General features: G+C 58.4%; 1 protein-coding gene. It reads left to right on the top strand.

The window, feature by feature from the left end; all coding sequences use genetic code 11:
- On the top strand, positions 1–262 hold a 262-nt coding region (locus tag SB816_RS32640), incomplete at both ends, for a helix-turn-helix domain-containing protein (protein ID WP_410548330.1).

Genomic DNA, 262 nt, shown 5'->3' with positions numbered 1-262 from the left:
CAGGATCTCCCGGCGCTCCAGAAACTGGTGTTATTGATGCTCGCGAACCGGACGAATCGCGACACGGGAAGGTGCGATCCGAGTCACGACAAGCTCTCGGCCGACTGCGGCATGAGTAAGGATTCCGTCAAGCGCGCGATAGCCGAACTCTCTGATAAGGGCTTGCTGGACGTCCGTCGACAAGCTCAGAACGGCGTGAATCTGCCGAACCAATACACGCTTAGGGTGGGGTCATCCGTAGGGGTAGTAGGTGCTGATAGCC

Origin of the sequence: Achromobacter sp. SIMBA_011 (assembly GCF_046535435.1) — a bacterium.
Taxonomy (GTDB): domain Bacteria; phylum Pseudomonadota; class Gammaproteobacteria; order Burkholderiales; family Burkholderiaceae_B; genus Achromobacter; species Achromobacter dolens.
This window is presented reverse-complemented; position numbering and strand designations above follow the sequence as displayed.